The 25,557-nt window shown below is 65.5% G+C and carries 21 protein-coding genes; 14 read left to right on the top strand and 7 right to left on the bottom strand.

Translation table 11 applies throughout. The features are described from left to right. Positions 1-100 precede the first annotated feature (100 nt). Positions 101-1,894: a bifunctional diguanylate cyclase/phosphodiesterase gene (locus GYH34_RS09560; protein WP_161913372.1), complete on the top strand. Its 1,794-nt coding sequence runs from the start codon at positions 101-103 to the stop codon at positions 1,892-1,894. A 37-nt stretch (positions 1,895-1,931) separates the two neighbouring features. On the opposite strand, the gene phaR is transcribed toward GYH34_RS09560, so the two are convergent. After that, complete coding sequence (gene phaR / locus GYH34_RS09555) at positions 1,932-2,546, bottom strand: polyhydroxyalkanoate synthesis repressor PhaR (protein ID WP_161914964.1); 615 nt, start codon at positions 2,544-2,546, stop codon at positions 1,932-1,934. A 314-nt stretch (positions 2,547-2,860) separates the two neighbouring features. Between phaR and GYH34_RS09550 the strand changes: the two genes are divergently transcribed. From GYH34_RS09550 to GYH34_RS09535, 4 genes are all read left to right on the top strand, one after another. Beyond that, the gene (locus tag GYH34_RS09550) at positions 2,861-3,118 is read left to right on the top strand and encodes a hypothetical protein (RefSeq protein ID WP_161913371.1); all 258 of its coding nucleotides are present in this window, start codon (positions 2,861-2,863) and stop codon (positions 3,116-3,118) included. A 259-nt stretch (positions 3,119-3,377) separates the two neighbouring features. Next, complete coding sequence (locus GYH34_RS09545) at positions 3,378-4,412, top strand: hypothetical protein (RefSeq protein ID WP_024880525.1); 1,035 nt, start codon at positions 3,378-3,380, stop codon at positions 4,410-4,412. Positions 4,413-4,473: 61 nt separating this feature from the next. Next, positions 4,474-5,775, top strand: coding sequence for a capsule biosynthesis protein (locus tag GYH34_RS09540; protein WP_161913370.1), 1,302 nt, complete (start codon positions 4,474-4,476; stop codon positions 5,773-5,775). A gap of 83 nt (positions 5,776-5,858) precedes the next feature. Continuing rightward, the gene (locus GYH34_RS09535; RefSeq protein WP_161913369.1) at positions 5,859-6,416 is read left to right on the top strand and encodes a gamma-glutamylcyclotransferase; all 558 of its coding nucleotides are present in this window, start codon (positions 5,859-5,861) and stop codon (positions 6,414-6,416) included. Between the two features lie 6 nt (positions 6,417-6,422). Here GYH34_RS09535 and GYH34_RS09530 read toward each other — a convergent pair whose 3' ends face one another. Together GYH34_RS09530 and GYH34_RS09525 are read right to left on the bottom strand one after the other, a co-directional pair. Next, complete coding sequence (locus GYH34_RS09530) at positions 6,423-6,746, bottom strand: hypothetical protein (protein ID WP_161913368.1); 324 nt, start codon at positions 6,744-6,746, stop codon at positions 6,423-6,425. 176 nt (positions 6,747-6,922) lie between these two features. Then, entirely contained in the window at positions 6,923-7,849 is a 927-nt protein-coding gene (locus GYH34_RS09525) for a glycine--tRNA ligase subunit alpha (RefSeq protein WP_161913367.1), read from the bottom strand. A 149-nt stretch (positions 7,850-7,998) separates the two neighbouring features. Between GYH34_RS09525 and GYH34_RS09520 the strand changes: the two genes are divergently transcribed. The 3 genes from GYH34_RS09520 (at position 7,999) to GYH34_RS09510 (ending at position 10,718) form a co-directional block, all read left to right on the top strand. After that, positions 7,999-8,370 carry a copper resistance CopC family protein gene (locus GYH34_RS09520; protein WP_161913366.1) on the top strand — a complete coding sequence of 124 codons (372 nt, stop codon included), beginning with the start codon at positions 7,999-8,001 and terminating at the stop codon, positions 8,368-8,370. Between the two features lie 3 nt (positions 8,371-8,373). Further along, positions 8,374-10,020, top strand: coding sequence for a CopD family protein (locus GYH34_RS09515; RefSeq protein ID WP_161913365.1), 1,647 nt, complete (start codon positions 8,374-8,376; stop codon positions 10,018-10,020). 122 nt (positions 10,021-10,142) lie between these two features. After that, on the top strand, positions 10,143-10,718 hold the full coding sequence (locus tag GYH34_RS09510) for a carbonic anhydrase (protein ID WP_161913364.1): 576 nt from the start codon (positions 10,143-10,145) through the stop codon (positions 10,716-10,718). A 68-nt stretch (positions 10,719-10,786) separates the two neighbouring features. On the opposite strand, the gene GYH34_RS09505 is transcribed toward GYH34_RS09510, so the two are convergent. Then, on the bottom strand, positions 10,787-11,641 hold the full coding sequence (locus tag GYH34_RS09505; RefSeq protein ID WP_161913363.1) for a cell envelope integrity EipB family protein: 855 nt from the start codon (positions 11,639-11,641) through the stop codon (positions 10,787-10,789). Between the two features lie 268 nt (positions 11,642-11,909). Here GYH34_RS09505 and GYH34_RS09500 point away from each other — a divergent pair, with 268 nt between their 5' ends. The 3 genes from GYH34_RS09500 (at position 11,910) to GYH34_RS09490 (ending at position 15,262) form a co-directional block, all read left to right on the top strand. Next, positions 11,910-12,395: a RidA family protein gene (locus GYH34_RS09500; RefSeq protein WP_161913362.1), complete on the top strand. Its 486-nt coding sequence runs from the start codon at positions 11,910-11,912 to the stop codon at positions 12,393-12,395. A 3-nt stretch (positions 12,396-12,398) separates the two neighbouring features. Continuing rightward, positions 12,399-13,169, top strand: a complete 771-nt coding sequence (locus GYH34_RS09495) for a glycerophosphodiester phosphodiesterase family protein (protein WP_161913361.1) — start codon at positions 12,399-12,401, stop codon at positions 13,167-13,169. 86 nt (positions 13,170-13,255) lie between these two features. Then, on the top strand, positions 13,256-15,262 hold the full coding sequence (locus tag GYH34_RS09490) for a DNA/RNA non-specific endonuclease (RefSeq protein WP_161913360.1): 2,007 nt from the start codon (positions 13,256-13,258) through the stop codon (positions 15,260-15,262). 25 nt (positions 15,263-15,287) lie between these two features. On the opposite strand, the gene GYH34_RS09485 is transcribed toward GYH34_RS09490, so the two are convergent. The 3 genes from GYH34_RS09485 to GYH34_RS09475 form a co-directional block, all read right to left on the bottom strand. Then, positions 15,288-15,806 carry a DUF1269 domain-containing protein gene (locus GYH34_RS09485; protein ID WP_026599014.1) on the bottom strand — a complete coding sequence of 173 codons (519 nt, stop codon included), beginning with the start codon at positions 15,804-15,806 and terminating at the stop codon, positions 15,288-15,290. A 158-nt stretch (positions 15,807-15,964) separates the two neighbouring features. After that, a complete protein-coding gene (locus GYH34_RS09480) occupies positions 15,965-17,515 on the bottom strand; it encodes an NAD(P)H-hydrate dehydratase (protein ID WP_161913359.1) in 1,551 nt (516 codons plus the stop codon). 143 nt (positions 17,516-17,658) lie between these two features. Further along, positions 17,659-19,896 carry a multicopper oxidase domain-containing protein gene (locus GYH34_RS09475; protein ID WP_161913358.1) on the bottom strand — a complete coding sequence of 746 codons (2,238 nt, stop codon included), beginning with the start codon at positions 19,894-19,896 and terminating at the stop codon, positions 17,659-17,661. A gap of 165 nt (positions 19,897-20,061) precedes the next feature. Between GYH34_RS09475 and recQ the strand changes: the two genes are divergently transcribed. The 3 genes from recQ to GYH34_RS09460 all read left to right on the top strand — a co-directional run bounded on the left by recQ (position 20,062) and on the right by GYH34_RS09460 (position 25,555). Further along, positions 20,062-21,867: a DNA helicase RecQ gene (gene recQ, locus GYH34_RS09470; protein ID WP_161913357.1), complete on the top strand. Its 1,806-nt coding sequence runs from the start codon at positions 20,062-20,064 to the stop codon at positions 21,865-21,867. 169 nt (positions 21,868-22,036) lie between these two features. Further along, positions 22,037-23,266 carry a PepSY-associated TM helix domain-containing protein gene (locus GYH34_RS09465; protein WP_161913356.1) on the top strand — a complete coding sequence of 410 codons (1,230 nt, stop codon included), beginning with the start codon at positions 22,037-22,039 and terminating at the stop codon, positions 23,264-23,266. Positions 23,267-23,548: 282 nt separating this feature from the next. Continuing rightward, on the top strand, positions 23,549-25,555 hold the full coding sequence (locus GYH34_RS09460; protein WP_161913355.1) for a TonB-dependent receptor: 2,007 nt from the start codon (positions 23,549-23,551) through the stop codon (positions 25,553-25,555). Positions 25,556-25,557 lie beyond the last annotated feature (2 nt).

Below are 25,557 nucleotides of genomic sequence, written 5' to 3'. Positions count from 1 at the left end.
CGTCGCGCGCCCGCAGAGCCGCGCCGGCCCGCTAAACGACCCGTTTACTTTTGGCCCCCAATACTCGCTGCATCCGTATTCGTTCGATCAGGCCCAACCGATGCAATTGCGCCATCTCGCCGATAAGGCGGTTTCCACGGGATTGCAGGCGCCGGCCTCCTCCCCCGCAGCGCCCGCTCCGACCGCGGAGCCGCGCCAGCCCGCGGGACCGGATGCGCGCGACATTTTCGCCTCGATCGGCATGCTCGCCTATACGTGGGACATTGCGACCGATCGGCTCGCTTGGGGCGACAATCTCGCCGAGGTGCTGCCGGGCTTCGCCGATATCGATCTCTCGAGCGGGCGCGCCTATGGCGAGCGGCTCGGCGCGCAGAGCGCGACATCGCGCTTCGACGCCATCGTCACCACCACCGGCAGCGACGACGGCAATGGCGTGCTCTTCAACGCCATCTATGCGCTGGCGCCGCCGCGCGAGACCGGTGGCGGCCCGCTGGTGTGGATCGAGGATTGCGGCAAATGGTTCGCCGGCCGCGACGGCCGCCCGTGCCGCGCCCATGGCGTCGTGCGCGTCATCACCGAGCGCCACGAGATGGAGCGCCGGATGACCCGCAGCGCGCAATTCGACGCGCTCACCGGCGCGATGAGCCGCGCGCTTCTGGCGGAACATTCGCTGCGCCTGCTCGGACAGCCCGAGAAGATGCGCAAGCCTTTCGCCATTCTGCTCGTCGCGCTGGAGAATCTCTTCGCGCTCAATCGCACCTATGGCTATGACGCCGGCGACGAGATCATTGTCGGCCTCGCCTCACGGCTGCGGACCAATGTTCGAGTCAATGATCTCGTCGCGCGCTACGCCGGCAATAAATTCGCCGTGCTGCTGGAGAATTGTGACGTCGAGCAGGCCAAATCGACGGGCCAGCGGCTCATCGAGGTGATCGCCCAAGCGCCTTTCACGACCGAGGTCGGCGCGATCTCCGTGTCGGCGCGCATCGGCGCCGTCGTCGCGCCGCGTGATGGAAGATCGCCGGCCGTGCTGTTCCAGCACGCCGAGGAGGCGCTGGACGCGGCGCGTCAGCGCAATGCGCATCGGCTCGTCTGCTACGCCACCTCGCTGGCGCGCGACAATGGGCGGCTGCATGCGCTGCAGATTTCCGACAGCGTCGTTTCCGCGCTCAACGAGCGCCGCGTCGAGCTGGCCTTTCAGCCCATCGTCCAGGCGCAGACCGGCCATACGGCCTTTTACGAGGCGCTGCTGCGCGTGCGGCTCGCCGACGGCTCTATCGTCGTGCCCGGCGACATTCTGCCCATCGCGGAGAAATCCGGACTGGTGCGCCTTCTCGATCAGCGCGTTCTGGAGCTGGCGCTCACGCAGCTGCGCGCCGATCCGTCGCTGCGGATCTCGGTCAACGCCTCGGTCGCCACGCTGCATGATCCCGAATGGCCGGAATGGCTCGCCAACGCCACGCGACTCTATCCGGGCGTCGCGGATCGCCTCACCATAGAGATCACCGAGACGACGCTGATCGACGATTTCGACAAGACACGGCAGCTGATCACCGACTGCAAGCGCCTCGGCATCAAATTCGCCATGGATGATTTCGGCGCGGGTCACACATCCTTCCGCAATCTGCGCCTGCTCGACTTCGACTTCGTCAAGATCGACGGCGTCTTCATCCAGAACATCATCAAATCGCAGGATGATCGCTTCTTCGTGCGCACGCTCACCGATCTCGCGCGGCATCTCGGCCTGAAGATCGTCGCGGAATGGGTGGAGGATGAGGAGACGGCGCAGCTGCTGCAAGGCTGGGGCGTCGATTACTTCCAGGGCTCGCTGTTCGGCTCGGCCGTGGTGGTCGCGGCGCCGGGCGAGTCGCAGAACCTCTCCCGGCGCGCCTGAGCGGCGCCAGGGCTTCGCGGCGCGCCCGAAGCGCGGCTCAGCCGCCCTTCGTCGACAATTGATCGATGCGCTTGTTCAGCTCGTCGAGCTGGCGCTTCATCTCGTCGAGATCGGAGCGTGGCGGCTCGGCGGCGGCCACTGTCGTCTCGGTGGAGGCGGCGGGCGGCTCGGTAGGCAGGCCGAAGGGGTTGAACATGGTCAGCGCATGGCGGAACACCGCCATATTCTTGCGCGCCTGCTCCTCGAGCGACTGAAACGCCTGACGAGTCGGCTCGCCGAAAGGCGCGCCTTCGAGCGCCTGCGACACCTGATCGCGGAATTTCTGCTGATCGCGCGTCAGCCGGTCGATGCTGAACTCGAGATAGCTCGGCACCAGCATCTGCATCGAATCGCCATAGAAGCGGATGAGCTGGCGCAGAAAAGCGATCGGCAGCAGGCTCTGGCCGTCCTTGCCCTCCTGCTCGAAGATGATCTGCGTCAGCACGGGACGGGTGATGTCCTCCCCCGTCTTGGCGTCGCAGACGACGAAATCCTCGCCGCGCTTGACCATTGCCGCGAGATCCTCGAGCGTGACGTAAGTGCTCGTGCCCGTGTCATAGAGACGCCGATTGGCGTATTTCTTGATCGTCGTCGGCTTTTTTTCGGTGGCCATGTTCCGCCCGCCGCCTCCGTCGTCCTGGCGCGCCGCCACGATCTTCTCGGCTCCGGCGGGCTGAGCGCCGGCTCCCTTCTCATATTTCGGCGTGCGTAGCAAAACTTCCTCGCTTCTCGTCCGGCGGCGCGCAGAGCGACCGCGGCCCTTTTTCGAACGATAGCCGCAACCGCACGCATCCCGCAATAAATTCGTCGCGAAAAGGTTTTTTCCTCCCGCAAAGGCCGAAAACGCGGCGCGGAGGCCTCTCGATAAGAGCCGCGGCCTCGGCTATATTGCAAAGATCATTCGCCGAACGCCCATAGGAGGACGACATGCCGATCACCAAGCTGCTGCTCGCGGCGGCCGCGGCGCTCCTCGTCGGGGCCTGCAACACCACGAGCCTGGCCGAGCAGCGCGCCGCCGATGAGTTCCGCTGCCGAAATTATGGTTTCCGGCCCGGGACCGATCCATTCTCCAAATGCCTGATGCAGGTGGATCTCGACCGCTCGGCCGATCGACGCGCCGCCCGCTACGACTATCCCTACGGCTATGGGCCGCGCGGCGGCTATTGGGGTCGGGGCTGGTGGTGATGTCGGAAATCTGACGGAAAAAGGGTGATTTTGCGATTTTTCGCCGCAATGCAGCATGCGGTTTCCCGCAGCGCAGCAATAGGCTATGAGAGGCGTGGCGCCGCCGGGAGCCCGAGCGCTTGAGACGCGCTCGACCATATGCGAAACAGCGCGCCGAGGTGGCGCGCGCGGCGGCCGATTCGACGATCGGCTCCCGGCCCGAGACGGGCGCTGAAGGACGCCGGCGAGAGCGAGACAGGCCGGAAACGGAATTGGGCTCATGTTGTTCAACATAGAAGCCGACCGTGGCGACCAGATCGTCGGCTATGTCGTTCCAGACGATTATACCGCCTCGCCGACGCTACGCATCACTCAGAGCGGCATTCAGATCGCGGAGCTGCCCTGCCGCGAAGCGCGGCCGTCGCTGGTGGCCGCCGGCCGTCACGCCACCGGCCTGTGCGGCTTCACCGTCGACAGCTCGATCGTTCCCGACCTCGTGTCGAATCAGAGCCTCGAGATTCGCGACGCCGAATCCGGCATCATGATCTACCGTCGGCGCAATGGCTCGGAGGTCACGCATCGCCGCGTGTTTCGGCTGGAGACGCATCTCTTTCCGCTGTGGCGGTTGGACGAGAAGGTCGAGCATAGATTTCAGTTCTTCCACAAGGGCGTGGAGCGGCATGGACGCGAGACCGCGCTGCAGGTCTTCATGCTGGAGAACGTCAACTCGCTCTATGTGAGCGGCCGCCTGACCTTCTCGAGCTATTCCAACTATCTGCAAGACAAGTTCAATTCCATCATCCTGATGCACGACCCCTATCTCGAGCTCGCCGAGCGGCTGCTGACGCTCAAGCATGTCTCGCGCTTCGGCGAGGAGCTGCTGGGGCCGCGCGATATGCTCACCTATCAGCGGGCGATCGAGTTCGCGCAGCAGATCGAGCCGGACGGCTCCGGCCTGCGGCGCGCTTTCGACTCGATGCCGCGCGACGTCATCGGCGCGCTCGCCAATCCGCTGACGCGGCAGCTCGCCTCCGAGGCGCTGGACGAGCCGCCGCCCAAGAACGGCGTCGCCAAGGCGCTCGCCGCTCTCGCCAGCTTTTCCGTGGTCGGGTTGCGGGAGAGTCAGGACCGTTTTCTCGAGGAAGTGGAGGCCCTGCTCGACATAGAGCCCGGCGTTCTGCCGACGCTGCCGCATTTCGCGGCGGTCGGCGAGTTGGCGCGGGAGCTGCGCCGGCTGCCGGAGGTCGATCTGCTGCTCGAGCAGGACCTCGAAATCTACCAAACCGCCAAAGCGGCGATCGAGGAGGCCTTTTGACGAAGATTTCTGACGCGGCAAAGCGCGCGCCGACGCGGGCGCGGATCGCCGGCGGGCGCCGATGATCGAGACCAGGCCGCCGCTCGACGACGAGCGCCTCCACTCGCGGATGGATCCGAAGCTGGAGCCGAAGCCCACGCGCTCGCTGGTTCCGGCCGCATGGCTGCGGCCGCTCGCCAATGCGCCCGAGACCGCGCGTCAGATCGTCGACCAGGTCGAGCGAATCGCGACGGAGGCCAATCGCGCGCTCGAGAGCCGCACGCGCATTCCGCCACTCTGGCTGAGCTTCATCGCCTTCGTGATCATTCCGTCCTTCGTGGCGTCGGTCTATTTCGCCTTTCTCGCCTCCGACCAATTCGCGGTCGAGACGCGTTTCGCGGTGCGCGCGATCGAGCTGGAGGCCGTCGCGACGCCCAAGGGCGAATCGGCGGCCTTCACCTTCACGCCGTCCGGGCAGAACGCCTATATCGTCACGAGCTACATCCGCAGCCGCGCGATCGTCGGCGATGTGCTGGCCAAGCTCGATCTGCGCGCCCTCTACCGCCGGCCGGAGGCCGATTTCTGGGCGCGCCTGCGCCGCAACGCCACGATGGAGCAGCTGACCGACTATTGGCAGTCCATGGTCGAGACCACGGTCGACGCCAATTCCAGCCTCGTCACCGTAAATGTCCGCGCCTTCCGCAAGGAGGACGCCTATGCGCTCGCCAACGCCATCGTCGCGGCGAGCGAGGCGCTGGTCAATCGCATCTCCGAGCGCGCGCGCCGTGACGCCACAGCAATGGCGGAAAGAGACGTGCGCCGCGCTTTCGAGGCGGTGCAGGCGACGCTGTCCGATCTGCACAAGTTCCGCGACGAGTTCGGCGTCATCGACCCGAGCCTGACCGGAACCGAGATCGGCAAGCTGCTGGCGCCACTCGTCGCCCAGAAGATCAAGCTCGAGAGCGAGCTTTTCGTCGCCGGACATGAATTATCGCCGGATGCGCCGACAGTGCGCGTGCTGCGCGAGCAGCTCGCCTCCGCCGAGAAGCAGATCAAGGAGCTGAAGAGCAAGCTCACCTCCAATGACGGCGCGCGCTCCTCCACCTCCACCGTGGCTGGAATTCTGGCGAAGTTCGAGGAGCTCGAGGTTCGCAAGGCGCTCGCCGAGCGCTTCTATGCGCTCTCCAAGGCCGATCTCGATCGCGCGCAATTGCGCGCCAATCGGCAGAGCATCTATTTGACCGTCTTCGTTCCCCCGGCGGCGCCGGAGATTTCCCGCTATCCGCACCGCTTGACTTACCCCTTGCTGATCTTCCTCGGCTTCGCCATCGTGTGGAGCATCGTCGTGCTGCTGCTGGCGACGATCGAGGATCACAGGCTGTGAGCGGCGCAGGCCTGGCGAGACGCGATAAGCTCTAGCGGGCGGCCGAATCGAAGGGAAAGCGCGAAAGGAGAGGCTTACGATCGATGGCGACGATGGACGGCGATTTCTGGGTCTTCGGCTATGGTTCCTTGATGTGGCGGCCGGGTTTCGAATTTCTCGAAAGCGCCCTCGCCTGGGTGCATGGCTACCACCGATCGCTCTGCGTCTTCTCCCATGTCCACCGCGGAACGCGAGAACGCCCGGGCCTCGTGCTCGGCCTCGACTATGGCGGCTCCTGCCTCGGCGTCGCCTTTCGCGTCGCCGGAGCGGCGCGCGAGGAGACGGTCGCCTATCTGCGCGCCCGCGAATTGGTGACGTCTGTCTATATCGAGCGCAATGTGGGACTGCGCTTCGCCGAGGGCGGCTCGGCCCGCGCGCTCGCCTTCATCGTCGATCGCGCTCACGAGCAATATGCCGGACGCCTGTCGATCGACGAGATGACGCGGCTCGTGGAGGGCGGCGTCGGCGCCTCGGGCGACAATCCCTCCTACGTCCGTAACACGCACGAGCATCTTCAGCAGCTCGACATTCACGATCCGGCGCTCGCCGAGATCGTGCGCCGGCTTTCGGCGCCGACGGCCTCCCTCGCCGAGAGCGCCTGAGAAAGCTCAGTTCAGCAAGGCTTTGGCGAGGTGGCGCGCGACCTCGACCGGCAGCGCGCAAAAGCGCACATGCCATTCGTTCACGCCGAGAGCGACGGCCGCCGCGCGCGCGAGACGGCCGCTCGGCGCATCGAATTCCTCGGTCGAGAGCACGCAGACCGGCCGGCGTTCCGCGCCCTCGCGCGCTACGCCGATGACGACGGCGCGGGCGAAGCCCGCCACCAGCGCCTCCTCTTCCGCCGAAAATATCGTGCAGACATAGCGCTCGCCGCGGCCCGCGCGCCAGGAATAGAAGCGCTCGCGCAGCGGCGTCGCATGTAGTGCGGCCAATCCGCCTCCGCGAATGACCGATGCTTCGGCCGCCGGCCTTCTGCCCCGGTCCTGGACTCGATCGACCACGAACATGACGCCCCTCACGAAAGGCCTCGAAGAAAGACAAGAACAAAATTAGAACATAAAAGGAACTTTTGTCAAACCATTCGTGTTCGTGGAGATGGTCCTTCGGTCTAGGCCGCCGCAGAGCCGCCTTCCGTGCGCAGCCAGGCGGCGCCGCAGGCGCGCGCCAATTCGCGCACGCGCAGAATATAGCTCTGCCGCTCGGTGACGGAGATCACGCCGCGCGCATCCAGCAGATTGAAAGCGTGGCTGGCCTTTATGCATTGATCATAGGCGGGCAGCGCCATCAGATGGCGCTCGCCCTCGCCTTTGTCGCCAAAGGCGAGCAGCTTGCGGCATTCGGCCTCGGCGGCGCGGAAGTCGGAGAACAGCTTCTCCATGTCGGCGGCCTCGAAATTATGCCGTGAATATTCCTGCTCGGCCTGCAGGAACACATCGGCGTAAGTGACCTTGTCCTCGTCGCCGCCGTTGAAATTCAGCTCCATGATCGAATCGACGCCCTGCAGATAGCAGGCGAGCCGCTCGAGCCCATAGGTCAGCTCGCCGGCGACGGGCGCGCAATCGAAGCCCGCCACCTGCTGAAAATAGGTGAATTGCGAGATCTCCATGCCGTCACACCAGCATTCCCAGCCCAATCCCCAGGCGCCGAGCGTCGGGCTCTCCCAATCATCCTCGACGAAGCGGATGTCATGCAGCTTCGCGTCGACGCCGATCGCCGCCAGCGAGGCGAGATAGAGCGACTGCAGATCCGGCGGCGAGGGCTTCAGAATCACCTGATATTGATAGAAGTGCTGAAGCCGATTGGGGTTTTCGCCATAGCGGCCGTCCTTCGGGCGCCGGCTCGGCTGCACATAGGCGGCCTTCCAGGGCTTGGGGCCGAGCGCCCGCAGAGTGGTGGCGGGGTGAAACGTGCCCGCGCCCATCTCCATATCGTAAGGCTGCAAAATGACGCAGCCCTGCGCCGCCCAGAAATTCTGCAGGGTCAGAATGAGGCCCTGGAACGAGCGGGTGGGAGAAAGTCTGTCTGGCGCGGTCATTTGCATCGATCCTCATGCTGCGGCGGGCAGGCTAGTCGCGGCGCGCGCGCCGGTCAACGCGGCGGGGCGCCCGCAAAAAAGCCGCGCGCTATCTGGCCGCCCGCGCTATTGTCCCGCCGCCGGCGATGACAAAGGAGCGCAGGGCTGGAATGAGGGGGCGTGATATCGTCTTGGCGATCGGCGGGGCCGCGGCGGCAATTTGGATCGAAGGAGCGAGGCCTGCGCAGGCGCATGCCGTCCTCTCGGAATCGACGCCGCGCGAAGCGCAGATCGTCTTTGGACCCGATCTCGATGTGGAGCTGAGATTCAACTGTCGGATAGACGCGCGCCGCTCGCGGCTGCTGCTGATCTCGCCGGACATGCATGGAACTATGCTTCCACTGCTGGAAGGCGGCGCCGCCGATGAGCTGCGCGCCGGGCTGCATGATCTTCGGCGCGGCGCCTATCGGCTGCATTGGCAGGTGCTGAGCGTCGACGGGCACATTACCCGCGGCGACATCTCCTTTCGCGTCGGCCGCTGAGCCATGCAGCAATTCATCGAGATCTACGGCTTTCTCAGCGTCATTCTGCGCGGCTCCATCTCGGGGGCGCTGTCGCTCGCCGTCGGCGGCGTCGCCTTTCTGCTGCTCATCGCCGAGCCGCTGGCGCCGCGGCTCGGCGCGGCGGCGGAGCCCATCGCCGCGCGCGCCGGACGAATCGTCTTTTGGAGCGCGCTCGTCCTCGCCTGTCTCGTCTCTCTCGACGCGGCGGCGCTCGCGACCATGCTCGTCGGCGCGCTGGAGCTCTCCTTCGTCGATGCGCTCACCGCCGATGCGGTGAAGGCGGATGCGCTCGCGGCGGCGCCGGCCCTCGCGCTCGCCTTTGCGATTCGCGGCGGCGCGGCGCGGCCCCTGCCCCTCGCCGCCTTCGCGGCGGCTTTGATCTGCGCCCGGCTCGGCGCCACGCACGCCGTCAGCCGGCTCGACAATCCGCCGGGCCTCGTCGCCGCCGAGCTCGCGCATCTCACCGGCGTCGCTCTGTGGATCGGCGGCATTCCCTATTTCCTCATGGCGCTGGCCCGCGCGCCGGACGGCGAGGCGCAGCGCGCCATCGGCCTGCGCTTCTCGCATCTCTCCACGGTCGCCGTGGCGATGATCGCCGCCGGCGGCGTCGCCCTGTCGATCGTCTATATCGGCGCGGTCGAGAATTTCTACGGCGCCGCCTATGGCGTGATGGTGGGCGCCAAGGCCATCCTCTTCGCCGGCCTGCTGTCGCTCGGCGCGCTCAATTTCCTCGCGGTCCGCCGCTCTCCGGCCGATCGAGGCGCCTTTGCGCGGCTGCGCCGTTTCGCGGAGGTGGAGATCGGCGTCGGCTGGACGGTCGTTTTCGCGGCCGCCTCGCTCTCCTCGCTGCCGCCGGCCGTCGATCTCACGCGCGACCGGGTGAGCTTCGCCGAGATCGTCGAGCGGCTGACGCCACAATGGCCGCCGCGCCTCGAGAGCCCGGATCACTCCACCCTCTCCATCTCGCTGCCGCAGGTTCAGACCGCGCGCGCCGATGCAACGCCGTCGACAGAGGCGAGCGACGCGGTAACGGCCTCCCTCGCGGCGCAGCGCAACGCCGAGGACATCGCCTGGTCGGAATATAATCACCACATCGCCGGGCTCTTCGTCGCCGCCATGGGGCTGCTGGCGCTGCTCGAGCATTGGCGGCGCCTTTCCCCCGTCGCACGCCATTGGCCGATGCTGATGCTCGGCCTCGCCGGCTTTCTATTTCTGCGCGCCGACGAAGCCGTCTGGCCGCTCGGCCAGCTCGGACTCATCGAGAGCCTGCGCGACCCCGAGATCGCGCAGCATCGCATCTTCCTCGCGCTCATCATCTGCTTCGGAATCTTCGAGTGGCGCGTGCGGACGCGGCGCGTGAAGGCGCAATGGGCGCCGCTCGCCTTCCCCTTCATCACCGGCGTCGGCGGCGCGCTGCTGCTCGCCCATTCGCACGGACTCTCCAACATCAGGGAAGAGTTTCTGATCGAGGTCACCCATACGCCGCTGGCGCTGGTCGGCCTGCTCGCCTCCTCCGCCCGCTGGCTGGAGATACGCCTCGAAGGCCGCGGCGCGCGCATCGCCGGAATCGTCTGGCCCATCGCCTTCACTCTGGCCGGACTGATGCTGCTCGCCTATCGGGAGGCGTGATTCCGTCATGCAGGACATTCATGCGCCCATGAAAATTCTGCATTTCCGACCCCGAAAGCCCACGACTTAGAAATTCCCGACGGCGAAAAGCCGAATGGCGAAAGGCCGGATGGGAGGAACAAATGACGATTCTCGCGGAAGTCTTGTCGGCGAACGACAAATATGTCGCGAATTTCGGAGACAAGGCGCAGCTCGCTCTACCGCCGGCGCGGCGCTTCGCGATACTGACCTGCATGGATGCGCGGCTCGATCCGGCCAAATACGCCGGCCTTTCGGAAGGCGACGCGCATGTGATCCGCAACGCCGGCGGACGCGCCTCCGACGATGCGATCCGCTCGCTGATCATCTCACACAAGCTGCTCGGCACGCTCGAATGGTTCGTGATCCACCATTCCGATTGCGGCATGGAGCTGTTCTGCGACGAGGTGATGGCCGATCTTCTCGACGACAGCCTCGCGACGGCGGCCTTCGACGGAACCACATGGTCCAATCCCCAGCATGGGGGCGGCTGCACGGCGGGCCATTTCGTGAAATGGCTCACCATCGAATCGCAGGAGGAGAGCGTCTTTCAGGATGTGAAGCGCATCCGCGAGAATCCGCTGACGCCGAAGAATATTCCGATCTACGGCTTCATCTATGATGTGAAGAGCGGCAAGCTGATCGAGGTGCCGAAAGCGACAGAGGCCGGCCGCGCCTGATTTTTCGAAACGAAAAAGCCCGACGCGCCGCGCCGGGCTTTCTTTTTTCGAGAGTTCGGCCTGCAGCCTCACATCTTGCAGTTGGCCGGGCTCGGCAGAATGGCGAGCTCGGTCATCTCGCCGGTCAGCGCGAAATCGCCATAGTCGAGCTTCAGCGCACGGGAGACGCCATTCTCGTAGAGGTCGAAGGACAGCACATAGACCGGCTGCTCGTCGCGCTTGCCCGGCTCGAAATAGGAGATCGACACCGGCCAGCGCTTGAGCCCTTCGAGCTCCTTGATCTGCGCGGCTTTTTCGGTGACGACGCTGCTGGTCGGCCGGCCGATGACGCTCATCGTGTCGAAGACCTTCTCGCCGTCGCCGGAGCCGTCGAAAACCTTGGCTTCGAGAATGCGCTCCTCGGAGAGAGCCGCGGCGAGGATATGGCGCAGATGCTCGGTGGGGAACAGCGCGCCGCCGTCCAGCGAGAGCTGGGACTGCTTGGGCCGGGCGAGATCGACCGAGAGCGCGGCGCCGGTCTTCTTCTTGGCCTTGCCGTCTATGTCCTCGGCCTGGACATTGTCCAGCTTGGTCTCGATGCGGAAACGAAAATCCTTGCCGTCGCCGGCCTCGAAAGTGGCGGAGCGCATGTCGGAGAGGCGCGGCGGGCCTTCGGCGGGCTGCAGCTCGGTGATCTGGCGGAAATTCTGCACCCAGCCCTCGCAGGAGGAGCCGGTGAAATCGAAAGCGATGCGGCCGCGCGCCGAGGTCGGCGCCTTGCTGCCCGAGGCCTGCGCCAGCGTCAGATCATAGACGGCGCGATGCGGCGTCAGCTGCGGATGGCCGGCGACGGCCGCCACAGTGGCCGCGCTCTCGGCATGGGCGGCGAGCGCGAGGAAGGAGGCGCAGGCGAGCGTCGCGCCGATGAGATATTTTGGAGCCATTTGGGGTCTTTCTCCCTCTGTCGCGCTCTTGGTTGGTTACGGTCCGGCGTCTCCCGGCGCTTCGCGTCGACGACGACAGGGGCCGGAGGCTCTATCTTCGCTCCGGGGTGTCGTCGCGGCGCGGCGCACGCGCTGACGACCACTCTATCTCGGGCGAGCAAGATGTCGAGGCGAAGTCTCGCTCGACGCATTGCCTCCCGACCTTGGCCAAATTACGGTCGGCGGCAAAGCTGCAAATTTCTTCAGAGATTCGGAAAGGAAAAGCGCGATGTCCGACACAGTGAAGACGCCGCTCGAAAAGCTCGAGGCGCTGGGACTGACCCTCCCCACTCCGGCGGCGCCGGTCGCCAATTACGTGCCCTGGACGCGCTCCGGCAATCTCGTCTTCGTCTCGGGACAATTGCCGGTCGGCCCCGGCGGCGTGATCGACCCCGCGCATAAGGGCAAGCTCGGCGCATCGGTCGCGCTCGAGGCCGGCCAGGCGGCGGCGCGCGTCTGCGCGCTCAATCTTCTCGCGCAAGCCTGCGTCGCGGCGGGCGGCGATCTCGCCAGACTGCGCGTTCTGCGGCTCGGCGGCTTCATCAATAGCGCCGCCGATTACGGCCAGATTCCGCAAGTGCTGAACGGCGCCTCGGATCTCGTCGCCGCCGTGCTCGGCGAGAATGGACGCCATGCGCGCTTCGCCGTCGGCGTCGCTCAGCTGCCGCTCGACGCCGCGGTGGAGGTGGACGCGACCTTCGAGATTTTGGCGTAGCCGATGAGCCCGGACGGCGGCTATCCTTGGCTCACGGAACATAAGATCGCGCATAGAGGCCTGCACGATCTCGCAAAGGGCGTGGCCGAGAATTCGCTGTCGGCGGCGCGCGCCGCCGCCTGCGCCGGCTACGCGATAGAATGCGACGTGCAGGCGAGCGCCGATGGCGAGGTCGTCGTCTTCCACGATGAGACATTGGAGCGACTGACCGATGCGACCGGCCGTCTCGACGCGCTGAATCATTTCGAGATCGCGCGGCTCACCTTGCGCGGAACGCGGGAGGGCGTGCCGACGCTGCGCGATCTTCTCGCGACGATCGGCGGAAATGTTCCGCTCTTCATCGAGATCAAGAGCCGTTTCGACGGCGATCTCGCTCTCGCGCGCAATGTCGCGGACATCGTCGCGCATTATCGCGGCGCAGCGGCGATCGAGAGCTTCGATCCCGCGCCGATCGCCGAATTGCGCGCGCATTTCGCCGAGCTCGGCATCGCAGGCGCGCCGCTCGGCATTGTCGCGCAGGCGTCTTATGAAGGGCCGGACTGGAGCTTTCTCACCGCCGCGCAGCGGGAGGAGCTCACGCAATTCTCCCATGTCGCGCGCACGCGGCCGGATTTTCTCTCCTGGAACGTCGCCGATCTGCCGCATGCGATTCCGCGCCGCTGCCGCGAGGAGCTCGGCATTCCCGTGACGACATGGACCGTGCGCAGCGCGCAGCAGGCGAAGGCGGCGCTCGCCTTCGCCGATCAGATCGTCTTCGAGGGATTTGCGCCCTGAGCGACCTCGTCCGAGGTCGTTTTCCGTCATAAATCTATCGTCGAGCTCGCGCTAATATCGATCGTTAAATTTATTTGGAGCTCGAAATGATTATCGAATCGAAGTTCGATGACGCCGAATTGCGCGACCAGATCCGATCTGGACAGGCCGCCCCGCATCCGACGCCGGATCCCGCCCGTGTGGTCGACCAGATCGTGCATCGCGTGCGCGCTGGCGCAGGAGTCGATTTCGACGCCTATGAAGCGCTGATCGGCGCGAATGATCTCGTCGAGATCAATTATCTCGAGCGCGGCCTCATGGCCGCGCGCGCGGTCTGCCGCATCAATGCGCCGGCCCTCGTCGGCAATGGGAGCGAATGGGGAACGGGCTTTCTGATCGGCCCGCGCCTGCTGCTGACCAATAATCACATATTGCCCACGCCCGAGGACGCGCTGCGCGCGACGATCGAGTTCGGCTATGAGCTCGACGGCTCGGGCCGGCTGCGCCGCAGCACCCGCTTCGCCCTGTCGCCGCAGGACGGCTTCGTCACCAGTCCGAGAAATCGTCTCGACTATACGATCGTCGTCGTCGCCGAGCGAAGCGAGGACGGCGCCGCGCTCACCGATTTCGGCTATCTGCGTCTCGACGCGCGCACCGGCAAGATCGACGCTGGCAATTACGTCACGATCATCCAGCATCCAGACGCGCGCACGAAGCGCATTTCGCTGCGAGAGAACAAGATCGTCAAATATGGCGACGAAAGAGATTCTTCGAAGGACGATTTCCTCTGGTATTCGTCGGACACCGCACCGGGCTCCTCGGGCGCGCCCGTCTGCACGGACGCCTGGCAGGTCGTCTGCCTTCATCACGCCGGCGTGCCGGAACGCACGATCGTCAATGGCGTCGAGCATTGGACGCTCGCCGACGGATCGACCGCCCCGGCAACGACGGCGCGGCGGCTCGAGGGAGAGAAGATCAAATGGATCGCCAATGAGGGCGTGCGTGTGTCCAAGCTGCTCGCCGACCTCGAGCAGCAGGTCAAATCCTCAGCGACGCCGCGCTCCGCGCTGATCGCAGATCTGCTCGCCGACGCCTCCGGCGTTGCGCCCTTTCCGGGCGCGCAGCCCTTGCAGAGCATCGTCGGCCCACCGATCATCGGCGCCCCGGCGATCCTCGTCGCGCAATCGGCTGCTCTGGAAGCGGCGCGCGCTCCGAAGCGGCGCACGCATCCGGCCAATTATTTCGACGGCAGAAAAGGCTATGACCCGAATTTTCTCCCGGTAGCCGCGCCCCTGCCGACGCTCGGCCCCAATGCGCTGCGCTTCGGAAGCCCGGCCAAAATCGCCGGCGCCTCGGACGACGTGCTGCGCTATCTGCACTTCTCGGTCGTCTTCAATGGCGACCCCAAGCGTAAGCTGGCCTTCTTCACCGCCGTCAACATAGACGGCGCCAAATGGGTCAATCTCGATCGCGGCGCCGACGCCTGGTACTATGACCCGCGCCTGCCGGAAGAATTGCAGAACGGCGACGAGCTCTATGGAAACGAGCCCGTGCCGGGGAAGAACTATTTCGACCGCGGCCATCTCGTGCGCCGGCTGGACCCGGTTTGGGGCGCGATTCGCGAAGCCAAGCAGGCGAATGACGACACCTTCCACTGGACCAATTGCTCGCCCCAATATTGGGGCTTCAATCAAGGCGCCGACCTCTGGCAGGGTCTCGAGAATTTCATTCTCTACAACACCGACGAGGAAGATGTCCGCGCCAGCGTCTTCACCGGCCCCCTGTTCCGATCCGACGACGAAGAGCATCGCGGCGTGCTGATCCCGCAATTCTTCTGGAAGGTGGTGGTCGTCGCCGACCGCAGGGGCGCGCTCTACTCGAGCGCCTATATGGTGAGCCAGCAGGACTATGCTCTGAACATTCCCTTCGAGCAGCTGCCGGTAGGCCCGAACAGCGCGGAGCCCGGCCAGAATTTTCAGGTTCCGGTGACGAAAATCGAAACGGAGACGGGACTACGCTTCCCGGACGCAGTGAGAACCGCCGACGTCTTCACCGGCCCCGGCGCCGGACGACGGCTGCGCACGCTGGCCGATGTGCAGCATCCGAGGCGCTGACAGCGTCTCGGATGCTTCGGCACAATCAAGGCGTCGAAGGCGCGGCGACCGCCGTCGACACATGCGCGGCGAGCGCGTCGCGCAGCGCCTGCTCCTTATTGTGATCGAGCGATGTCTTGAGCACGATGCCGCCAGTGCCCTTCACCGCATCGAGCAGCTTGTCGGCCGTCAGCTTGCGGATCAGCACGAAGAGAGCGGCATTGCCGGGCTGAAGCGTCTCCGAGAGCTGCTTCATGAAAGCGTCGTTGATGCCGTAATCGGTGAGCGCGCCGCTGAGCGCGCCCGCGCCCGCGCCGATCGCCGCGCCGAGCAGCGGATTGAGGAAGATGAGCCCGATCAGCGCGCCCCAAAAGGTGCCGCTCACGGCGCCGGCCGCGGTGGTGTTGAGGAGCTGGTTCAGCTTCACATGGCCGCTCGGCTCCTTCACCGCGATCACGGCGTCGCTGATCTCGATCACATATTCCTTCTGCAGCTCGAACAGCTTCTGCCGAATGTCCTCGGCCTTGGCTTCGGTCGGATAGACGATGACAACGAGATCGGACATGAAAGCTCTCCTCTTGTCGGTAGACGCGCATCCTCATTGAAGCGCGTGAACGTGTCGTTGCGACGACCGTGCGAATGCGAGACGACGATGCGCGCTCCGCCGTCCCCGGCGAAACGCGCGAATGCGCGCATCGTTTCCGCTTCTCTCTATGTAGGGAGCTAGGGCTGAATCGAAACCAGCCGGCGCCAAGCCGCCGGCAGGCGATCGATAATATCGTCCGCGATGAGGCCGGCGCCGAAATCATCCGCCGCGGCGGCGTGCATCCACACGGCGCAGGAAGCGGCGGCGAAAGGCTCCATGCCTTGCGCCAGCAGGCCCGCGACAATGCCGGTGAGAACGTCGCCGGAACCGGCTGTGGCGAGCCAGGGCGAAGCCTCCGCCAATATGGAGGCGCGCCCGTCCGGCGCGGCGACCACAGTGTCCGGCCCCTTGAAAATAACGATGGCGCCGATATCGCGCGCGGCGTCGCGCGTGCGCTCGAGCTTGGAGATGGGTGCGCCGCTGATCGTGCGCTCCCAGCGCTGGCCGTGAAAGAGCCGCGCGAACTCGCCGCCATGCGGCGTCAGCACGACCGGGCCCGGCGCAGCGCGAATCGCCTCGCGCAGACGATCCGGCGCGAGCGCGAAGCTGGTCAGCGCATCGGCGTCGAGCACGGCCGCGCGGCGCTCCTTCGACGGCGCGAGCGCGGTCTCGACCAGAGCGCAGCTCGCCTCGCCGACGCCGAGCCCCGGCCCCAGAGCGACGACATTCTTGCGCTTGTCCTCCAGCAGCGCCGAAAGCCCGGCAGGCCCGTCGGCGACGCGCAGCATCACCGCGGTCAGCGCCGGCGCGTTGATGGCGAAAGCCTCCTGCGGAGTCGCCAGAGTGACGAGCCCGGCGCCGCCGCGCAGCGCCGCCAGCGCCGAGAGCCGCGCCGCGCCCGTATGCGAGGCGCCGCCCGAGACCACCACCGCATGGCCGCGCGCATATTTATGGCCCTCGACGCCGGGCAGGCGCAGAGCGTCGCGCCAGGCGGCGGGTTCGTTGACGAAGGTCTGCGGCTGGATCTTCTCCAGCACATTCGACCTTATGCCGATATGGGCGCAGGAGATCGTACCGCAGCGCAGCCTGCCCGGCAGCAGCAGATGCCCGCATTTCAGCCGGAAGAAAGTAACCGTCGAATCGGCCTGAACGGCGACGCCGCGAATGGCGCCGCTGGTGCCGTCGACGCCGGACGGAATGTCGATGGCGATGATCTTCTGCTTGGTCTCCTCGCGCCATGCGTTGAGGCGCAAGATCAGCTCCGCCGTCGGCCCGTCCAGATCACGCGCGAGACCCGTGCCGAACAGAGCGTCGATAACGAGATCGACGCCTTTGAAATCGCATGTGGCGGCGTCCTCGACGCGGCCGTCCCAGCTCGCGGCGGCCAAGCGCGCGTCGCCATTGAGCGTGTCCGGCGGCGTGAGCGCTGCGACGCGCACCTTGAAGCGCTGGCTGCGCAATATGCGCGCGGCGACATAGCCGTCGCCGCCATTGTTGCCCGGCCCGCACAGCACCAGCACGCGCCGCCCTGCCGTCTTCACCAGAAAGGCGGTGGCGGCCGCGGCTATGGCGGCGGCGGCCTTCTCCATCAGCGCCATGCCGGCGACGCCGCTCTCTATGGTGAGGCGGTCGGCGCGCGCCATTTGCGCTGTGGTCAAAAGTTCGGGCGGATAGGGTCCGAGCGGCATGGCGCGATGGTGGGCGAAACCGCCGCGCTCCGCAACGCCTTTTCCCCGCTACGGCCGAAACCCGCGCTTTTTTGACGCGTTTGCGCGAGCGAAGCGGCGCATCGGGAGCGCGGCGCCGAGTCGACGCCGCGCCGAATCGAGGCTCAGGGCGCGCCTTGAGGCTGCACGTCGAAATGCAGCATCATGCCCATGTCCTCATGCTCCACCAGATGGCAGTGATAGGGATAGACGCCCGTATAGCCGCGCGGGAAATGCACGAGCAGCTCGACCAGCTCGTTGGATTGAATCCGCACCGTGTCGTGCCGCACGACTCCATCGAAATCGAGCCGCCGCTCTATGCGCGCGAAGACCGAGTTCTCGGCGGCGTCCTTGCGCAGGCGAAAACGCCGCAGCACGACGAAATTCACGAGATGCATATGGAACGGATGCATATCGGGAACGCCATCGGCGAGATGCGCCTGATCATTGCCGATATTGGCGACATACCAGCGCTCATAGCTGCCCTCGCGCGGGCGGATGACGGCGCGCCCCGCCGCTGGATTGTGCCGATAGAGATGCGCGTAGCGATAGATGGGCGGATAGCCGGCGGGATCGACATTGTCGGTCGCGAGCGGCCATAGCGGATCGGCGCGGCGCGCCGCATGGGGCGGATTGGGATCGGCGGGCTCGAAGAAAAAGGCGCGCGAGACCTGATAGGCGACGCCCGCCGCGGGCTGGCCCTCCTCCCAAGGCGTCGCCAGCCTGGCGTCGAAGGGCACGGTGAAGGCGCTGGCGTCGCCTATGGGCGCGGTGGAGGGACGCAGCTCCCACATTTGGGTGTCGCGCCAGGGTCCGCCGGTGATCGGGCTGACCGGCTCGACATCGGCCTTGCCGGCGGTGTCGTTCATCAGCAGCACGAAGCGATTGCGCACCACGGGCGCATCGGCGTTGGCGCGCGTCAATGCGGGCTTGCTGGCGTCCCAGCGGAAGCTCTCGTCATCGGCGTAGCGCAGCAAAATCTTGTCGAGCGTGACGCGATCGAGCGGCGCCGCCGCGGCATGGCGCGCCGCCGACGCGGCTGGGCTCGCCGCGCCATGCGTATGCGCGGCGTCGACGATGCGGAACTCCATCACATTGGCGAGCGGCAGATCGGCATGCGGGCCATCGCTCTTTTGCGTGAAGGCGATCGCCGTCAGCGCCTCCGGCGTTCCCGGCGCGAAGACGGAATTGGCGTCGTTCTGAAAGATCGGCTCCTGCTGCGGCTGCGCCGGATCATAGCCGGCGATCGACAGATTGACGAGATGAAGAGAGCCGAGGACGTCATTGTCGATTTGAGTGAGATCGAGCAGCACGTCGAGACGCTCGCCCGGCGCCAGCAGCAGATAATCCAGCTCCTCGAGCTTCTCGCCGCGGCTGAACAGGCCGCCGTCATTGCCGATGGCGGTGAGAAGATCGCCATACCAGATCTTGCCGCCGATCTTGCCGTCGGGATCGGCGAGCGTCAGCGCATAGCTGCGGGCGTTGGAGCCATTGAGAATGCGCAAGCGATAGATCTTGGGATTGACATGGGCGTGCGGCCACGGCCGGCCATTGACGAGAATCGTGTCGCCGAGAAACTCCGGCCGAATGAAGGAGCGCTTGCCGGTCGCCGGATCCTTTTGCAGCGGAACGCCCTTCAGATAGCTCACCCCGGCGCCGTCGGCGTTCAGGCAGCGGTCCTGAATGACGAGCGGCAATTCCTGCGTCTCGTCGCCGATGAGATGAAAGAGCTCCGCGTCCGAATTGTCGCGCACGAAATAGAGCCCCGCGAGGCCGGCGTGCACCTGCACCGCCGTATTGTCCATGCCATGATCGTGGAACCACAGCATGGCCGCGCGCTGGTCGTTGGGATAGCAATAGGAGCGATAGGCCGGCATTCCGTAAGGATTGCCCTCGAAGCTCGCCGGGCTCAGCGGCCAGCCGTCCGAATCCGGCCGCGCCTTGGCGCCGTGCAGATGGGCGACGACGCCGACCGGATAATTCATCGATTTATACTGGTCTATGTCCTCGGCGAGATCCATGGGCGGCGGATCGATCGGCGGCATGGCGAGCGAGCGCGCGTCGCCGGGCTTTTCCGCCGGCATGGAGCCGATTCGGTTGATCCAGACCACCTCGAGCGGGCGTCCGCGCGTGACATTGACGATCGGCCCGAGATAATTCTCGAGACTGGCGGCGCGCTCCTGCGGCGAGCCCTGACGAATATAGCACCAGGCGTTGGGCGAAGCCGGCGCGGCGACGGAATCGGCATATTTGACGCTGCGCGCCTCGACCGAAATGGCGATCTTCCCCCAGCCGCCGGTCTGGCCGGCGCCGATGACGTCGAGGGCGGCGAGCGGCAGATGATTGTCGAATTTCATGAGCATGAAACGAAATCCTCGAGAAGCAAGCAAATCGAACGCGAAACCGCGAACTGGAGAATGATCGTCCATATTGTGGCGAACAATGTGACGGATCGTCTACTTTGGCCGAAATCGGACGCCCGCCGCGCCGCCCTCGCGCCCCGTCCCCCGGCGTGCTAACTCCTCCCCATGCCCTCCCTCCCCCCGCAGGCGCGCGCGCTGCTCAAATCCGTGTTCGGCTATGAGGACTTCCGGCCCGGCCAGGCGGAGATCATCGCCGCCGTGCTGGCCGGCGAGCCGGTGCTCGCCATAATGCCCACGGGCAGCGGCAAATCCATGTGCTATCAGCTGCCCGCGCTCGTCGACGGCAAGCTCACCGTGGTCGTCTCGCCGCTCATCGCGCTGATGCGCGATCAGGTGCGGCAGATGCGCGCCTATGGCGTGCCGGCGGCGACGCTCAACTCCATGAACGACGCCGCCGAGAATGACGAGGCGCGCCGCGGCATTCGCACCGGCGAATTGCGGCTCTTGTTCGTCTCGCCGGAGCGGCTGGTCATGCCCGGCCTCATCGCCGAGCTGCAACGCGCCGGCGCAGCGCGCCTCGCCATAGACGAAGCGCATTGCGTCTCCGAATGGGGCCATGATTTCCGCCCGGAATATCGCGAGCTCGGAGCGACGGCGGCGACGCTCGGCGCGCAAGTCGTCGGCCTCACCGCCACCGCCGACAAGGCGACGCGCGCCGACATCGCCCAGCGCTTGTTCAAGACCAATCCGCATGTCTTTCTGCACAGCTTCGACCGGCCCAATCTGGCGCTCAATTTCGCAGCCAAGGACAGTCCGCGCCGCCAGCTGTTGCGCTTTCTGGAAAAGCATCGCGGCGAGAGCGGCATCGTCTATTGCTCCTCGCGCGACGCCACCGAAAAGCTCGCCGCCTATTTCGCCGAGCGGGGCCACGAGACCATCGCCTATCACGCCGGGCTCGAGCAGACGCTGCGCAATCGCAATCAGGATCGCTTCCTGCAAGAGGACGGAATCATCGCCGTCGCGACGATCGCCTTTGGCATGGGCGTCAACAAGCCGGACGTGCGCTTCGTCGCGCATGCGGACATGCCGTCCAGCGTCGAATCCTATTATCAGGAGATCGGCCGCGCCGGCCGCGACGGGCTGCCGGCCGACACGCTCACGCTCTACGGCCTCGACGACATGGCCTTCCGCCGCCGGCAGATCGATCAGAAAGACGTCGCCGATGAGCGCAAGCGCATAGAGCACGACCGCTTCTCCGCCCTCGCAATGCTCTGCGAGACGCCCTCCTGCCGGCGCCAGACCTTGCTCGCCTATTTCGACGAGGAGAGCCCGCCCTGCGGACGCTGCGACGTCTGTCTCGGCCAGGTGCAGGTCTATGACGGCACGGTGGATGCGCAAAAGGCGCTTTCCGCCGCCATGCGCACGGGCCAGCGCTTCGGCGCCGGCTATCTCGCCGATATTCTCATCGGCGAGGCGAGCGAGGCGGTGCGCCGCAACGGCCATGACTCCATAAAGACTTTCGGCGTCGGCAAGGATCGCTCCAAGCAGGATTGGAGCGCGATCCTGCGGCAGCTCTTCGCGGCGCGCGCTCTGGCGAGCACGGAGCATGGCGGCTTTCACCTGACGCAAAAGGGCGAGGATATTCTCTTCGGCCGAGCGCAGATTTCGCTGCGCCGCGATCCGCTGACAGCGAAGGCGCCGCGCGGCAAGCGCGGCGAGGCGCCGCGCGCGACGCCGCTGGACGAGCAGGAGGAGCGCGTGCTGGCGGCGCTGAAGAAAAAGCGCCTGGAGCTGGCGCGCGACGCCGGCCTGCCCGCCTATATGGTCTTCCCCGATCGCACGCTGATCGAGATGGCGTCGCGCCGCCCGGCGACGCTCGACGAGATGCGCCGCGTGCAAGGCGTCGGCGAGCACAAGCTCGCGCAATATGGCGACGCTTTCCTCGAGGCGCTGTCCGACGCGCTGCGCTGAGCCGGCTCTCTCGGCGACGGCGATATGCGCCGAGCTTCGTCCCGGCCGCCTCCGTCACATGACCACCGGCAAACCCTCCCGACGCGCCGTGACGTTCCCGTGACATTTGCGCTTCGCCGAAAAGCGCGCGATCTTTTCGACGCGGCGGAAACGAAACAGGAGGCCATTCATGACGCGCGCATTTTTTGTTTGGCTGCATCGCTGGGCCGGTCTGACGATGGCGGCTTTTCTGATCGTCGTCGGGCTGACCGGCAGCATGCTCGCTTTTCTTCCCGAGCTCGATCATTTCTTCGCGCCGGAGATCCATCCCGGACGCCACGCCGGCGTCGAGCTCGAGCCAGCGGCGCTGTTGCGCCGCGCCGAGGCGATCGCTCCCGAGGCGCGCGTCAACACCGTCTATCTCGGCGAGGAAGGCGTCGCGCAGATCGGTGTCGACGCCCGTCCCGGCGCGCCGCCTCTCCCATTCGACAGCATCGCGCTCGATCGCGTCACCGGGGAGGAGCTCGGCGATCGCATAAGATGGAACGGTCTGCCGACCTCGCGCGCCGGCATAATGCCCTTCGTCTACAGCCTGCATTACGAGCTGGCGATGGGCCGCGTGGGCGCATGGATTCTCGGCATTGTCGCGCTGGTCTGGACGATCGACTGCTTCGTCGCCTTCTATCTCACGCTGCCCCTGCCGAGCCGCGCCAATGCGCGCTCCTATCTCGCGCGCTGGAAACCCGCCTGGCTCATAAAGACCAGCAGCTCCTTCTATCGGCTGAATTTCGATCTGCATCGCGCCGGCGGCCTGTGGATGTGGGGCGCTCTGCTGATCTTCGCCTGGTCCAGCGTCTATATGGATCTCAACAGCGTCTATGCGCGCGTCACGAATCTTTTCTTCCATTATGAGCAGCCGATCTGGGCCGCGACGCCCGACGTCGCTCCGTCCGCCGAAAAGACGCCGCTCGGATGGGAAATCGCGCAGGCCACAGGCGCCCGGCTGATGAACGAACGCGCCGCCGCCGATGGTTTTTCCGTCGGGCCGGTGACGGCCTTCTATCTGATCCGCGAGAAAGGCGTGTTCGAATATCGCGTGCATTCGTCTCGCGACGTCGGCGACAGGCACGGCGCCACCTCCGTCTTCTTCGACGCCTATACGGGCGAGCTGCGCCGCCTCGATCTGCCGACCGGCCAGCACTCCGGCAATACGATCACCGCTTGGCTCGTCGCTCTGCATATGGCGAGCGTGTTCGGCCTTCCCTATCGCATCTTCGTCTGCGCGCTCGGCCTCGTCATCGCCATGCTGTCCGTCACCGGCGTCTATATTTGGTGGAAGAAGCGCGCGGCGCGCAAAGCGCATTCGGCCGCGCATGCATTTTCAGCAATGTCTCACGAAAGTAACGTGACAGGTTGGTGAAAGATTCAGCGATGAATTTCGTCGTTCGATTGCAGTCGAAATGGAGTGCGTTATAAGAGAGCGGCATGCTGCGCCGGGACGAGTTTCGCTCTGTGCAGCGGCGCGTTTTGCCGTGAGGTTCATGTGAGGTTTCATCCTGACGCATATTCTCGGGCGACGCGCGCGGAGCGTCGCCCGACGAGCGTAGATCTCTTGTTTTTGCTCGATCGGAGCGAAAGGCGAGACGCGCCGTCCAGCGTGCTTTCTTCCTGTCGTCTGCGTCGAAGCCTATGCGACATAGCGATGATCTCCGTCTTCGCTCTGCCCGCGCCCGCTCGTTGCGAGGAGGTGACGGAGGAAGCGAGAGTCGGCGTCGCGCAAATGCGACTGGGAGAAAAAAAGGAAAAGGACGACGCGCCGAAAGCGAAGACTCTCGGCAAGGATGTCGCGGGCGTCTTCGTCAATGCGCCGGTCGCCGATTCCGGCTATTCGCCGGGCTTCGTGATGCGCGGCTTTCCCGGCGGGCTCACCCTTTTCGACGGCGCCGCGCATGGCTTCAGCACGCAAGACGTCAATCTCTCGACCATCGATCACGTCGAATTCTACAAAGGGCCCTCCGCCATGCTGTTCGGCAAGGCGCTCGGCGGCTATGGCGGCTCGGCGAATTACATTCGCAAGGCGCCGATGACGGAGACTTTCGCGCGCGGAACGGCGACGATCGGCGCATATGACGTCTATCGCACGACCTTCGACGTGAATACGCCGCTGAACAACGCCAACACGCTGCTGTTTCGCATGACGGGCTTCGCGCAGAGCGCCGGCAGCTTCGTGGATTATGTGCGCTCGCGCGGCTTTCTCATCGCGCCGTCGGCGGCGCTCATCCTCGACAATGGCGACAAGGCGACTTTGCGCGCGGAATATCACGCCGCGCGCCTCGTCTATCGCGACGGCGTCCCCGCCGCGCCGATCTTTCTGCACACGCCGCGCGCCTTCTACGCCGGCGCGCCGGTCTATGAGCACGAGAAGCCGAATTCGGCGGATTTCACCTTCACCTATGAGCACGCCTTCGACTCCGATTGGTCGCTCACATCGGTCGTCGATTATTCGCTGAACGGCAGCAAATACGGCTGGTTTCTCGGTTGGGGCTATGACGGCCTCCATTCGGTGACGCTCGGGCGCCCGGTGCAAACGCATCAGGCGTCGCGAAATTTCGATGCGCAATTGCGGCTGAACGGACGCTTCACGACGGGCGACGTCGGGCACAGCGTCTTTCTCGGTCTCGAGCATTGGGATTATTTCTACGGCCATGACGAAAAATTCGCGCGCGATCCGCTGCCGGACATCGACATAGGCGCGCCCGCCTATCCGCTCGGCGTCGACTATTCCGGCGCGCAATGGGCCAATGGCGCGGCGCGCGCATGGAGCCGCTCCGTCTATGCGCAGGATCTCGTCGATCTCTCGCCGCAATGGCGCATTCTGCTCGGCGGCCGCTACGATCTGCTGGCGCAGCGCGAGACCGTCTTCGATCCGTTCGGCGCGCTCTCTGGAACCTCCTCCGCCACGCTGGGCAAAGGAACGCGCGGCTATTTCAGCCCGCGCGGCGGCCTATTGTTTCGGCCAGACGAAAAAACGCATTTCTTCGTCGCATACGGCCGCTCGCTCATTCCCAACATATCCGTGCGCGTGAGAGGCGGCGACGCGCCGCCGCCGCAGCAGGACACGCAATATGAGATCGGCTTCGAGCGGCGCTTTCCCGAATATAAAGCGCGTTTCGAAGTGGGCCTGTTCGATGTGACGCGCGATCATGTCGCTATCGCCGATCCGGCCGCTCCCAGCGGATTTTACGCTCTCGTCACCGGACGGCAGCACAGCCATGGCGTGGAATTCAACCTCTCGGGTGAAATTCTCCCCGGCCTTCAGGCGAGCGGCGCGGCCACTTTTCTGCACGCCGTCGTCGCAAAGGATTCCAACGTCCCCTCACAAGCGGGCAGCGATCTCCTCGGCGCGCCGCGCCGCGTCTTCAGCGTCAGCCTCGACTACAAGCCGGAATGGGATGCGCTGCGCGGATTGGAGCTGGGCATGAGCTATTATTACGCCAGCGCGGCGGAGGCGACGCTGCCCAATGTCTATGGCTTCACCCTCGCGCCGCAGCAGATGCTCGGCGCCTCGCTCGGCTATCGTTTCGACGACCATTGGAAGCTCGACGTGAGCGCGAGCAATCTCACCGATCGACCGAATTTTACGTCCGGCGGCGCGCTCTTTCGCGGCGAGCCGCGCTCTATTTCGGCGACATTGTCGTTCAAATATTGAAC

The organism is Methylosinus sp. C49, from assembly GCF_009936375.1.
In the GTDB taxonomy this organism is placed as follows: domain Bacteria; phylum Pseudomonadota; class Alphaproteobacteria; order Rhizobiales; family Beijerinckiaceae; genus Methylosinus.
Note: the sequence above shows the minus strand (reverse complement) of the source record. Positions and strands in the feature narration are given on the sequence as shown.

Excerpts from the sequence above, each read along its gene's own strand:
- GYH34_RS09560 (WP_161913372.1), top strand. The coding sequence starts at position 101 with ATGCAATTGCGCCATCTCGCCGATAAGGCGGTTTCCACGGGATTGCAG.
- phaR (WP_161914964.1), bottom strand. The coding sequence starts at position 2,546 with ATGGCCACCGAAAAAAAGCCGACGACGATCAAGAAATACGCCAATCGG.
- GYH34_RS09550 (WP_161913371.1), top strand. The coding sequence starts at position 2,861 with ATGCCGATCACCAAGCTGCTGCTCGCGGCGGCCGCGGCGCTCCTCGTC.
- GYH34_RS09545 (WP_024880525.1), top strand. The coding sequence starts at position 3,378 with ATGTTGTTCAACATAGAAGCCGACCGTGGCGACCAGATCGTCGGCTAT.
- GYH34_RS09540 (WP_161913370.1), top strand. The coding sequence starts at position 4,474 with ATGATCGAGACCAGGCCGCCGCTCGACGACGAGCGCCTCCACTCGCGG.
- GYH34_RS09535 (WP_161913369.1), top strand. The coding sequence starts at position 5,859 with ATGGCGACGATGGACGGCGATTTCTGGGTCTTCGGCTATGGTTCCTTG.
- GYH34_RS09525 (WP_161913367.1), bottom strand. The coding sequence starts at position 7,849 with ATGACCGCGCCAGACAGACTTTCTCCCACCCGCTCGTTCCAGGGCCTC.
- GYH34_RS09520 (WP_161913366.1), top strand. The coding sequence starts at position 7,999 with ATGAGGGGGCGTGATATCGTCTTGGCGATCGGCGGGGCCGCGGCGGCA.
- GYH34_RS09515 (WP_161913365.1), top strand. The coding sequence starts at position 8,374 with ATGCAGCAATTCATCGAGATCTACGGCTTTCTCAGCGTCATTCTGCGC.
- GYH34_RS09510 (WP_161913364.1), top strand. The coding sequence starts at position 10,143 with ATGACGATTCTCGCGGAAGTCTTGTCGGCGAACGACAAATATGTCGCG.
- GYH34_RS09505 (WP_161913363.1), bottom strand. The coding sequence starts at position 11,641 with ATGGCTCCAAAATATCTCATCGGCGCGACGCTCGCCTGCGCCTCCTTC.
- GYH34_RS09500 (WP_161913362.1), top strand. The coding sequence starts at position 11,910 with ATGTCCGACACAGTGAAGACGCCGCTCGAAAAGCTCGAGGCGCTGGGA.
- GYH34_RS09495 (WP_161913361.1), top strand. The coding sequence starts at position 12,399 with ATGAGCCCGGACGGCGGCTATCCTTGGCTCACGGAACATAAGATCGCG.
- GYH34_RS09490 (WP_161913360.1), top strand. The coding sequence starts at position 13,256 with ATGATTATCGAATCGAAGTTCGATGACGCCGAATTGCGCGACCAGATC.
- GYH34_RS09485 (WP_026599014.1), bottom strand. The coding sequence starts at position 15,806 with ATGTCCGATCTCGTTGTCATCGTCTATCCGACCGAAGCCAAGGCCGAG.
- GYH34_RS09480 (WP_161913359.1), bottom strand. The coding sequence starts at position 17,515 with ATGCCGCTCGGACCCTATCCGCCCGAACTTTTGACCACAGCGCAAATG.
- GYH34_RS09475 (WP_161913358.1), bottom strand. The coding sequence starts at position 19,896 with ATGCTCATGAAATTCGACAATCATCTGCCGCTCGCCGCCCTCGACGTC.
- recQ (WP_161913357.1), top strand. The coding sequence starts at position 20,062 with ATGCCCTCCCTCCCCCCGCAGGCGCGCGCGCTGCTCAAATCCGTGTTC.
- GYH34_RS09465 (WP_161913356.1), top strand. The coding sequence starts at position 22,037 with ATGACGCGCGCATTTTTTGTTTGGCTGCATCGCTGGGCCGGTCTGACG.
- GYH34_RS09460 (WP_161913355.1), top strand. The coding sequence starts at position 23,549 with ATGATCTCCGTCTTCGCTCTGCCCGCGCCCGCTCGTTGCGAGGAGGTG.